The sequence below is a fragment of the Schlesneria sp. genome (assembly GCF_036405755.1).
Lineage (GTDB): Bacteria > Planctomycetota > Planctomycetia > Planctomycetales > Planctomycetaceae > Schlesneria > Schlesneria sphaerica.
In genome coordinates, this window is record NZ_DASWWZ010000719.1 from 1 (window position 1) to 9,468 (window position 9,468).

General features: G+C 56.9%; 14 protein-coding genes and 1 other RNA gene. 5 read left to right on the plus strand and 10 right to left on the minus strand.

Annotated features, from left to right (window positions below; translation table 11 throughout):
- A partial coding sequence (locus tag VGE80_RS23550; protein WP_440594355.1) for a hypothetical protein occupies positions 1-293 on the plus strand: 293 nt, incomplete at its 5' end.
- On the opposite strand, the gene VGE80_RS23555 is transcribed toward VGE80_RS23550, so the two are convergent.
- The 4 genes from VGE80_RS23555 to VGE80_RS23570 form a co-directional block, all read right to left on the minus strand.
- Complete coding sequence (locus tag VGE80_RS23555; protein ID WP_440594356.1) at positions 263-841, minus strand: DUF1788 domain-containing protein; 579 nt, start codon at positions 839-841, stop codon at positions 263-265. The genes VGE80_RS23550 and VGE80_RS23555 overlap by 31 nt on opposite strands.
- A complete protein-coding gene (locus tag VGE80_RS23560; RefSeq protein WP_440594357.1) occupies positions 838-1,428 on the minus strand; it encodes a DUF1819 family protein in 591 nt (196 codons plus the stop codon). Before VGE80_RS23560 ends, VGE80_RS23555 begins: the two co-directional genes overlap by 4 nt.
- A 342-nt stretch (positions 1,429-1,770) precedes the next feature.
- On the minus strand, positions 1,771-4,074 hold the full coding sequence (locus VGE80_RS23565) for a terminase gpA endonuclease subunit (protein WP_440594358.1): 2,304 nt from the start codon (positions 4,072-4,074) through the stop codon (positions 1,771-1,773).
- Positions 4,064-4,279, minus strand: a complete 216-nt coding sequence (locus tag VGE80_RS23570) for a hypothetical protein (protein ID WP_440594359.1) — start codon at positions 4,277-4,279, stop codon at positions 4,064-4,066. The genes VGE80_RS23565 and VGE80_RS23570 overlap by 11 nt, the downstream gene beginning before the upstream one ends.
- A 117-nt stretch (positions 4,280-4,396) precedes the next feature.
- Here VGE80_RS23570 and VGE80_RS23575 point away from each other — a divergent pair, with 117 nt between their 5' ends.
- From VGE80_RS23575 to VGE80_RS23590, 4 genes are all read left to right on the plus strand, one after another.
- Complete coding sequence (locus tag VGE80_RS23575) at positions 4,397-4,717, plus strand: DUF7678 domain-containing protein (RefSeq protein WP_440594360.1); 321 nt, start codon at positions 4,397-4,399, stop codon at positions 4,715-4,717.
- Position 4,718: 1 nt separating this feature from the next.
- Positions 4,719-4,783, plus strand: an RNA gene (locus tag VGE80_RS23580) — hammerhead ribozyme type II.
- A gap of 30 nt (positions 4,784-4,813) precedes the next feature.
- Positions 4,814-5,452 carry an HTH domain-containing protein gene (locus VGE80_RS23585; RefSeq protein ID WP_440594361.1) on the plus strand — a complete coding sequence of 213 codons (639 nt, stop codon included), beginning with the start codon at positions 4,814-4,816 and terminating at the stop codon, positions 5,450-5,452.
- Between the two features lie 24 nt (positions 5,453-5,476).
- A complete protein-coding gene (locus VGE80_RS23590) occupies positions 5,477-5,671 on the plus strand; it encodes a hypothetical protein (protein ID WP_440594362.1) in 195 nt (64 codons plus the stop codon).
- A gap of 68 nt (positions 5,672-5,739) precedes the next feature.
- On the opposite strand, the gene VGE80_RS23595 is transcribed toward VGE80_RS23590, so the two are convergent.
- The 6 genes from VGE80_RS23595 to VGE80_RS23620 all read right to left on the minus strand — a co-directional run.
- Positions 5,740-6,162, minus strand: a complete 423-nt coding sequence (locus VGE80_RS23595) for a DUF1937 family protein (RefSeq protein ID WP_440594363.1) — start codon at positions 6,160-6,162, stop codon at positions 5,740-5,742.
- A complete protein-coding gene (locus tag VGE80_RS23600) occupies positions 6,159-7,502 on the minus strand; it encodes a DNA modification methylase (RefSeq protein WP_440594364.1) in 1,344 nt (447 codons plus the stop codon). Before VGE80_RS23600 ends, VGE80_RS23595 begins: the two co-directional genes overlap by 4 nt.
- A 293-nt stretch (positions 7,503-7,795) precedes the next feature.
- Positions 7,796-8,254, minus strand: coding sequence for a hypothetical protein (locus VGE80_RS23605; protein WP_440594365.1), 459 nt, complete (start codon positions 8,252-8,254; stop codon positions 7,796-7,798).
- A complete protein-coding gene (locus VGE80_RS23610) occupies positions 8,251-8,787 on the minus strand; it encodes an ImmA/IrrE family metallo-endopeptidase (protein WP_440594366.1) in 537 nt (178 codons plus the stop codon). The genes VGE80_RS23605 and VGE80_RS23610 overlap by 4 nt, the downstream gene beginning before the upstream one ends.
- 129 nt (positions 8,788-8,916) lie before the next feature.
- A complete protein-coding gene (locus VGE80_RS23615; protein WP_440594367.1) occupies positions 8,917-9,213 on the minus strand; it encodes a hypothetical protein in 297 nt (98 codons plus the stop codon).
- A gap of 3 nt (positions 9,214-9,216) precedes the next feature.
- On the minus strand, positions 9,217-9,468 hold a 252-nt coding region (locus VGE80_RS23620; protein ID WP_440594368.1), incomplete at its 5' end, for a hypothetical protein.

Below are 9,468 nucleotides of genomic sequence, written 5' to 3' on the forward strand. Positions count from 1 at the left end.
CCGGAGCCAAAGAAACCAGAAATCCAAATACCCATTTTGCCAGTGGGATCGGGATTCTTTCCCTGGTCCACGGCATCGAGATACCACGAGATGAACTTTCGGAAATGCTTGTCCAGTTCTCGTGTGATGACAAACTCATCCAACTCCTGCCAAACGGAGGAGTCATCAAGTTGGTCAGCCTTCACGACGCCGTTGATGGGCCGGAAGATGTCACGTTCAAACAGGTTCTTGATGAGCATTGTGGGATCGCCCTGACGATGGATTACTGCGGAACCAGCTTGAAGGCCCGGTAGTAGTTGTTGCTTTTGATTTTGCCGAACAGCCGAAGCGACTGCCCGTCGTATCGACCTGGGTAGAACATCACGAGTGGTGTCTTCCCCATGACCGGCTGAAGGTTATTCAGCAGCGTGTGTGAACGGAGCAGCGGCCAAACGCTGCCGACGCCGGACACGATCACCAGATCGTGCTGTTCTGGTTTGGCGACCTCGGCGAACACAGCGCTGAGTTTTGATTCGTGAAGCGGGCCAGCGAGGGCCTTCCTCAACGCCTCGTCTCCTTTATCACGCTGCATCTGAATCGCCTTGTCGAGCAGCTTGCGGCTCTTGAGGTAATCCATCACAAAGTCGAACAGGTCGATATGTTTGACTCGCAGGCCGTGCTTTTGTTTCGGAATGTGGTCGAGCAACGTGCGCAGATAATCCCGCACTCGCAGTTCATCTTCGGGTGGGTAGTCGAAGATGTAGAAAGCGATCTCGTTGCCGATGCCACTTCCGCTCAGGAACTCATCGGAGATGACCCTGGGCAGAATCTTGTTGAGTCGTTCATTGAGGGGATCGCTCATGGGGCCACCTGGATGCAACGCAGGACATAATCTTCTTTGTTGGCCTTCAAGTAACGAAGCACCTGATCGGCAACGTGGACCGTTTGCAGCTTGAGGCTGCGTGTGTTCTCGATGTAACCCGCCTGGGCAAGCATCTGAAACACGGACGAACGGAGCCGCCTGCGTGTCGTCTCGTTCCACTGCGGCATTTCGGGATCACGCTCCCTACAGCCTTCGAGGTAATCAGCGAACAGTTTTGGCGACAATGCCGGGCTGAATAGCCGGTACTGTTCAGCGACCACGATCTCCAGGAAGTCACCGAGCAAGGCGCTGTGCTTCACGGCGGCGGCAAGGACGGCATGAGCGGCGACTGTGCCTTTGCCGTCACGGACGAGCTTCCATAATTCAGGCCCCATCGTTTCCAGCCGACTGCGAATCAAGGTGGTCAGGCGACGTGCTGTGGCGGGGTTGCGAACCTGGAGGACGTTCTTCGTCACGATGGCGTCCTTCCAGCCTTCGGCATCGACTTGGCGCAGCAGCAAATCGGCAATGAGTCTGCTTTCGGGCAGCTTCAATGCTCCTGCGGTGATGTCGGCCTTGTATCGCATTTTTGCAAAATTACTTCAGTCTCATGGTATGCTCAACCCAGCCGAATTCGACGAATCTTCCTTCTTCCCGTCGCGAATGCGGCAGCAGAGTGCCAGTTTCCCTTTATGACTGCAATTCACTGATTCAAAAAAGAGCATGGAAGGCATTAAAGTTTTACGGCCATGTGATTTAAGCCGAAGCGATGATAGAAGGGAGACAGAGCTTGTGAAATCTGCAATCTGCATCGCGTGTCAAACACGAAACTGAGCGTACCTGCTCCACGCTCAGCCAACCGGATTTCGAGTGAAGCCGGGGGGGGATCAAACCATCCTTCACGTACACGCCCACACCCTCGGCGATTTTCACCGCATCAGCGGCCCGTCCCTGCCCGAGCTTTTCCAGCGATCTCGTTGCATCTGAGAAAAGCTCACCGGTATCGAGAATGTCCTGCGACCGGCGGGCTTTTCGCCGAGAAGACTAACGCCAAGCATCGACGCCGCGACGGTCGCACCGACCAGGCAATCGAGCCAATGGTTATCGGGTTGCTCGGGCCGGGCTTTCCATTCGTCGACCGTTCGCCCCCGCCCGATGGTTTGGACTTTGTACTCACCCGTGAGATGATCCGAGAGCAGACGGTGTTTCGAAGGATCATCACCGAACAGCGACAGACAACTTTGGTCGCCCATCGCGACCATTAGTCGCGCCTGGACGAAGGATTTCCAGAAGTTGGTGTCGAAGATCACGTGCCTCACGGGGCGATCCGGGTTCGCAGCGGGAATGCGCCAGTTCCAGCCGACCTGCTCACCACTGCGGCGTTCGTATTCGCTGAACGGTTTGCTCGAGGCCCCCACGTAGCGGCCGTGGCTTGGAGCGACAATCGTGGGATGGGCACAGTGACGACAGAATCGATAAATGACTTCCGTCGATTGTCCCCAGTTGGCGTCGATCAGGCATCTTTCGATGAACAACGGCGTCGAGTTTTCCCGGGTCCAGGCTCGACTGAAGAGTTGCTCAGTTAACGCGGTCAGGCCGCCGTAGATCGCCCCTTCCAATCCCGAACCGGGGGCCATCGTCGAGAGGGTGCGCGTCGCATCCCGGAGCGTGAAGTAAGGCCGCTGCGGATCGGGATACGCACCATAGTCGATGATGGAACCGGTGAACCCCTCCTCCCACGCGCAGACCATCCAGAAGAGAAGATTCTGATGCACGTCGATGAAGGCGGTGAGATGCGTCGCATCAGAGGGAACCGTTCCCCGCGCGAGCCGATTGATTTTGTTGCAGATCTGGTCAGCGGTCAGCAGCTCGACGCCAATTCCGCGCTCGGCGACGGGTTCGTTCTGGTATTCGGCCCAGAATGCGGCCTCATTCTGCAACTTCAGGTTCATCGCGTGCTGAATGGCCGATCGTTCGTCCGGATTATACCGTTCCGGCCAGGCCACTTGGGCCCCGGCATCCATCTCGCTGCGATGGGCATCGTAGAAGTCGGTCGCGTCCTCCAGCCCCCGTTCGTTCCGCAGGCTCTCGGACCGGATCTCGGCATACTCCTGCCACAGCTTTTCGTTCGTCGGGAATGCGTAGACCATCTTCGTTCGATCCCCCTGCCACTGGGGGTGATGGTCACGACTCAACATCCGATCGGCCATATCGTCGGGACGAATGACCGTACAGGGCATGATTCCCGAGATCTTGCGGCCAGGACCCGCCAAACCGAGCACGGCTCCCGCCAGGATCCGCTCTCGTTCAGCACACTGGGACGGCGAGCGAGCCGATTCATCCGTTTGCGGATCGTCGAGTACCACGAGGGACGGACGTGCAGGCTTCCCATCGGCCCGTTTGTACTTCATGCCGCGAATTCGACCGGTGATCCCAGCGACTTTGATGATCGCCCCACTGGCGGCTGAGTTTTTGATTGTAGGCAGGACGATCTCTTTGGCTGTCCAAACGATGTGCGTCCGTTCGCCTTCGTGGAGTTGTCCCGCGCAACGGTTCGCAATTCCTTCCAGGGCCTGGATCGGAAAGACCGCTTCCGGGAAGTCTTCGAGTAACAGCTCGTTCCCTTCCAGTTCCATCTTGATGGAATCGAGCATTTCTTCCGCGTGGGCCTCACTGGCCCCGATCAGGGCGACGAATTCGCGATAACCAAACAGGATCGCCCACAGGCAGGCACATTCCGCCAGTGTCGTCTTGCCGGAGCCACGCGGCATCGCCAGCGCGAACAGGCCACCATGAATTACCGCCTGCTCGATCTTGGCAATGACCTTCAGATGATCGGGAGACCAAGCCAGGTGAAACGTCTGCGGGAAATAGGTCTCGCAGAAGAAGCGAAAACTGGCAGCGGCCTGAGCCTTCCGTTCCGGGTCCACAACGGCGGGGAGTTCGCCGATATCGCGTCCTGATTGCGACAGGAGCGCGTTGCGGACGCGGGCTTGTTCCTTCATCGCGTCGTAACCGGATAGCCCTGCCCCCTCCGTGGGTTGGGCGTGGCGCTGCGTCACCATCCAGCCGACGTATCGATAGAGATCAACGTGCTTGCCGTCACCGATGCGATAGCCCGCGCGGGTCCGGTGCCGATGCAATTGACGTTCGCTGATCACTTCACCCAGCGGGGTGGAGTTCAGCAATCGACACATCTGCGTGGGTCCCAGCTTGCGCGGATCAATTGGCACGCTTCGCCATCTCCTTCACGAGCCACGCGGCGTAGTTCACGAGATTGATGGTGCCATCCGGATTGGTCGGGGCTCCTTCGGCCACATCCTCTTCCAACATCTCGGAATCAACCCCCTTTCCGCTCACCTTTGAGAGCAGCTTCGCGACGTCCCCAATCGGCATCGCCATCGGGCTGAGAGCCTGTTTTCCAGCGGTTTCGGCCATTTCGGGAAACCTTTCCAAATGTCATCAAATTGCTGCGGAATTGAGTGGATGTCGTTTTCGACCCGAGGTAACTGTGTGCCCGCCAAACGGAATTCACACACCAACGGGAGCCCAACGATGACGACAGAAACGCACGACGAACTTGGCGACGACCTGAAGATCACGAAGGTCACGCGACAGGCAGCGGGAACGGGAACCTGGGTGCGAGGCACGATCGATGGTCACCGCTTCGACGCCCTGGTCTTCCCCGAACACGCCGAACAGACCGACTTCGAATTGGCCGACAGCCGAATCAGCAAGATCTGGATCGCCCAGCTTTCGGATGGCAAGACGGTCTGCAACTTCGACCGGGGCTGGGATGTCGAACCCACCACCGCGAAGGCCCAGCAGATTCTGGATTTCCTGACCGCCGGATTGGTGGAACACATCTACGGGTGAACGCCGAAACGCGTACCAACGCGTCGCCCGGCTGTGGTAAGCCGGGCCTGACGATGGCAGCCACACCATTACGCACATGAACGAGGAACGAGAACCATGTCGAAGAAACCCGCTACGAAAACTAAATCGAAGGCCGGAACCGAAGCCACGATCGCCAAGGTGGCGAAAGGCGAGATCTACGAGACCAAACATGCCGAGTTGCTCGAGGTGACCAACGCCCGATTGAAGGACGAAGGCGACCTCGGGATCTCTTTCGAGGGAATTTCGATCACCTTTAACGCCACAACGGGGAAGGCGGAACGATCGAAGACCACCGACCGGTTCTACCTTGATGACCTTTCTCGAAAGCTGACCAAGGCCGAGTACGACGAATGGATGGAGATCGGGAAGCGCGAAGCCGAAGCGAGCGCCGCTGCCGAAGCAACCCCGGCCACCAAGACACCTGCAAAGACGACGAAGCCCAAGGCCGAAAAACCAAAAACTCCCGCCAGCGGCAAGATGAGCGCCCTCGACGCTGCTGCGAAGGTTTTGGGGGAATCGACTGACCCCCTGACTTCGAAGGGGATGATCGACGCGATGGCGGCGAAAGGTTACTGGCAAAGCCCCGGGGGCAAGACGCCCCACGCGACGCTCTACGCCGCGATCCTGCGAGAAATCACGACTAAGGGGGAGGAATCCCGCTTCGTAAAGACGGAACGGGGGCACTTCGCCCTCAACGGCAAGACGACCTCCTGAACCCCTACGAAAGGAGAGACCACCATGACGAGTCCCGAACACAACGTTGCCGACGCCCTGCGAGTTGTCGCCCTGCGACTGGAAGAGGCTTTGGAACGGGGTCGGCGGTCGAAGGATTTTGACGCCAACGACCTGCTGCAAACGCTCCTCGCAGTCGCGGATTGTCTTGATCCTCAAACGACCGACGCGGAAACCCGCCTCGATACCCTGCCCTACTAAACGGGAAACGCCCCGTGACGCCCAACGTTCGCGACGTTCGGGCGTTTTCTCGTTGGTCGATCGGTTCTTCAAGATCGTCCCTCCGACGCCTCGTGCGCTAACATCGGCGTTCCTGAGAGATCGACAAACCACACATCTTTCTCTAACTCGCTGGCGATCTCGATTTCGGCGATCACGCCGCTGGATTCCTTCCAGCCAGTGAGGGGCAGCACGAAGACCGCATCGCACCGCGCGATCTGCTCCCGATCGAAGGCCTCCCAGAATGACCAGTCTGTCGGTAGCCCGTGTGCGACAAGCGGGTGCCCATGCACGATCGGGGAGAACACGTTCTGACCCCGACGGAACAGGTTCACCGTAGCGCGGCACGCATCGCGATACCTCTGCTCACGAACTGCGGCGTCGCGGTGGGAATAGGGACTCGCGAGGTAGATCAACGAATAGGATCTGTCGGGGAATGGAGCCTGCGGTAACGGTCCGAAAGGAACGCTCATAGCATCCCCTCCTCTCGGGCTTTCATCGGAATGGGCGATTCTCCCGTCCGCTCCAGCACCGCTGCCTGGCCACTGAATCGCTGGAAGCGATCGACGATCACGTCGCAGTAGGCCTGATCCAGTTCCATCAGGAACGCCTTACGTCCCGTCCTCTGGGCTCCAATGAGCGTCGAACCCGACCCGCCGAAGAGGTCCAGCACGTTCTCCCCCACAACAGTCGAGTACTGCATTGCCCGCACCGCGAGTTCTGCAGGTTTGGCGGTCAAATGTTCCATCCGCTGGGGCGGGATCTTTTTGACGTGCCACAAGTCGGTTACATTACTCGGCCCGTAGAACTGGTGTGCGGCCCCTTCTTTCCACCCATAGAAGCAGATTTCAAAAGCGCCCATGTAGTCTTTGCGCGTCAGCACGGGATGCAATTTGTCCCACACGATTCCCTGACTGAAGTACAGCCCATGCTTCTTAAGGAACGGCGGATAGTTCGCCAAGTTGGCATATCCACCCCAGATATAGAAACCTCGACCGGGCTCCAGTACGCGGGATGCATTCCCAAACCAGGCATCCAACAGTCGGTCAAACTCTTCGTCGGAAACAAAGTCATTCGCCAGGGGCCGATCCTTCGCACGCATCTTCTTCTGCGTGGGCTTCGCCTTCTCAGGATGCCGTGCCACATCCATCGACTGGTGATGTGTAGTGCCAGCAAATGAAGAAAGTCCGGCAGCAATCGCATTGTTCGAGCGCGGCTCGACGCGAACGCCGTAGGGCGGATCCATGTTCACCAAGTGCACCGTCTGTTCTGCAAGCAGCCGATCCAAGTGCTCGGGCTTGGTACTGTCACCACACAGCAGTCGATGATCGCCAAGGATCCACAGGTCACCCGGTTGCGTCACGGGTTCGTCCGGTGGTTCTGGGACATCGTCGGGATCGCACAATCCTTCCTTGCCTTCGGGGCTCAGCAACTTCTGCAGTTCGTCCTGATCGAACCCAATTAGTCCTAGGTCGAAGTCAGCTTCCTGCAACTGCCCTAGCTCAATCGGCAGTAGCTCCATGTTCCACTCGGCCAGTTCGGCCAGCTTGTTGTCGGCCAGCCTGTAGGCCCGCACCTGATCGGGCGTGAGATCTCGAGCAACATGGACGGGGACTTCCGTTAGCCCGAGGTGGAGTGCTGCCTTCAATCGTGTGTGACCGACGATGATCGTGTCGTCACCATCGACAACGATCGGTTGCCGCCAACCGAAGGTGACAATCGATTTGGCGACCTGTTCGACGGCGTCATCATTAAGCCGTGGATTGCCGGGATACGGTTTCGGCCGACTGATGGGCCACATTTCGACAAGCATGGCGGAGCCTTTCGCACTGAGTGAGTGCTGGTGGCTCCGAGATGCGGAGTGCGGCCCTGGAATCCAAGGCGGCGGCCAGGCGAAACCAGAAAACGCCTGACACTATGGTTTCGAGTTATATATTAACTTGCTCGCAGTCGGCGTGACATACTAAACACGGAGAAAGGACGTTGTTGAAGAGCAATAATCGCGAAGATAAAAACAGGGTGGCATGCAGCCTTTGAGGGTGAAGGATTGCGCTTTCAAAAGACTTAGTTTTAGTCATTCTCGATTCGAAGACGACTGGGACCGATTCAACGTTCCGGATATTTCCAGTCGACCACCGTGACCCAGAGAACTTTGCCAGCTTGCCATGCTGTGGCGATCACAATTAAGGCAAACCCAAATGGTTTCCCGTTTACGTCCGAAGTTAACGCACCCGCCAAAGCCATCGCGCAAACCGAAACCAACGTTTCCCATCGATCACGTATCAAGCACGATTTTAGGGATATCAGTTCCCTTTCCCGAGAACGGAGTCGATCGCATTCTGCATCTGCAATTCGCTTGTCATCGAGGAGCCTGTCACGCTCGCCCTCGATCTGCTTTTGCAGCCTTCTCGCATAATTCTCAACTTTTGCGGAAACGGAGAGGCTTCCAAATTGAGAAGACTCATTGAGGTCGTCGGCAGACAATCTATGCCGGTTCGTTCCCAACTGGAGCAGGTCTTCTGCGAACTTGGCATCATCGCCTTGATTTTCGCTGTCAACCATCATTGAAGGCCAAGATTCGATATACGGTGCCCCATCGCTTCGCGCGAAACGCCAAACATTTTAGCGAGAGCCTGAATGTCCTTCGTGTGCGCGTATTGCTTTCGCACAGATGGACCAGGCATCAAGAGTGCGGCAGCAAACATATTGGCTTGCACTTCCATCATCGCGGATTGACGGTCTCGTGCAGACTCCAACGACTGCGGTTTTCGATAAAGGTTGATTTCCTTGTCAACGAACGTCTCCACAATGTCGCGGTGGAGGACATAGTGGCCAATTTCATGTGCAATCGTGTACCGCATTCGATGTGGATGGTGGTCCGCATTGACGTAAATACAGTACTGATCCCGCTCTTTGCGCAAGATTCCGCACACAGAATCGTCAGACAGTTGAATGGAAAAAACCTCGATTCCCTCAGCAGAAGCGACAGCGACTGGGTTTACAGCGGCATTTCCCAGCAGATCGTGCCTATTGAGAAGTGCGAGAGCGGCTTCCTCAACCTTTTCGCGTTCCATAAACTCAACGGTAGTTTTCATCATTCACTCCACCATCAATTCTCGCAAGAAGTCGCACATACGACAACGCATCATTGAAGAAGTTGGATCATTTTCCCTTCACCGCCTTACAGACTGGCCTGATGGGTGACGATTCTCAGTCGATCATGCCGTCTAGAGGTGTCCGCTCCGAAACGCCGCCCCGGCAGGCGCCACCAAAGCGATGCGACCCCGACGACCTCGCCGACCAACGAATCGGACCGTGACTTTGACATCACCAACCTCGATCGTCCGCTCTTCGCCTTCGCTGTACCAGTCGATCGACTGGGACCTGTCTCGTGCGTAAGTGGTAGCTGGTGAGCAGACCGTGAGCGGTTCCGTTGGCGTTTGCTTCCCCTCGTTCGCAGATGGAACAACCATCGACTCATCATTCGATACCGTACCACCGACCTTCAGATTATCGAGTGTCATTTCTCAGTTCTCCCTAACTTGACTGTTTGCCTGCCTCTTCAACGCCGCTTCCCAATGGCTCTTCATGTGGCGTATCGCATCTCGGACGGTGTCAAAGTCTTTATGCGCTCGATGGAAATGTGCGACGATTGATCGAGGAGTTGTTCCGACCGTCACTCGGTGGAACGCATCGATGTCATTCATCGTCTTCTCAAGCAGCTTCTGAAACGACTGAGCATCGGACATTAACTTGGCGATGGATTTGTTCGCCGCTTC

Coding starts and splice junctions, on each gene's coding strand:
- VGE80_RS23555 (WP_440594356.1), bottom strand. CDS start 841: ATGAGCGATCCCCTCAATGAACGACTCAACAAGATTCTGCCCAGGGTC.
- VGE80_RS23605 (WP_440594365.1), bottom strand. CDS start 8,254: ATGATGGTTGACAGCGAAAATCAAGGCGATGATGCCAAGTTCGCAGAA.
- VGE80_RS23575 (WP_440594360.1), top strand. CDS start 4,397: ATGACGACAGAAACGCACGACGAACTTGGCGACGACCTGAAGATCACG.
- VGE80_RS23610 (WP_440594366.1), bottom strand. CDS start 8,787: ATGATGAAAACTACCGTTGAGTTTATGGAACGCGAAAAGGTTGAGGAA.
- VGE80_RS23615 (WP_440594367.1), bottom strand. CDS start 9,213: ATGACACTCGATAATCTGAAGGTCGGTGGTACGGTATCGAATGATGAG.
- VGE80_RS23590 (WP_440594362.1), top strand. CDS start 5,477: ATGACGAGTCCCGAACACAACGTTGCCGACGCCCTGCGAGTTGTCGCC.
- VGE80_RS23585 (WP_440594361.1), top strand. CDS start 4,814: ATGTCGAAGAAACCCGCTACGAAAACTAAATCGAAGGCCGGAACCGAA.
- VGE80_RS23600 (WP_440594364.1), bottom strand. CDS start 7,502: ATGCTTGTCGAAATGTGGCCCATCAGTCGGCCGAAACCGTATCCCGGC.
- VGE80_RS23570 (WP_440594359.1), bottom strand. CDS start 4,279: ATGGCCGAAACCGCTGGAAAACAGGCTCTCAGCCCGATGGCGATGCCG.
- VGE80_RS23560 (WP_440594357.1), bottom strand. CDS start 1,428: ATGCGATACAAGGCCGACATCACCGCAGGAGCATTGAAGCTGCCCGAA.
- VGE80_RS23595 (WP_440594363.1), bottom strand. CDS start 6,162: ATGAGCGTTCCTTTCGGACCGTTACCGCAGGCTCCATTCCCCGACAGA.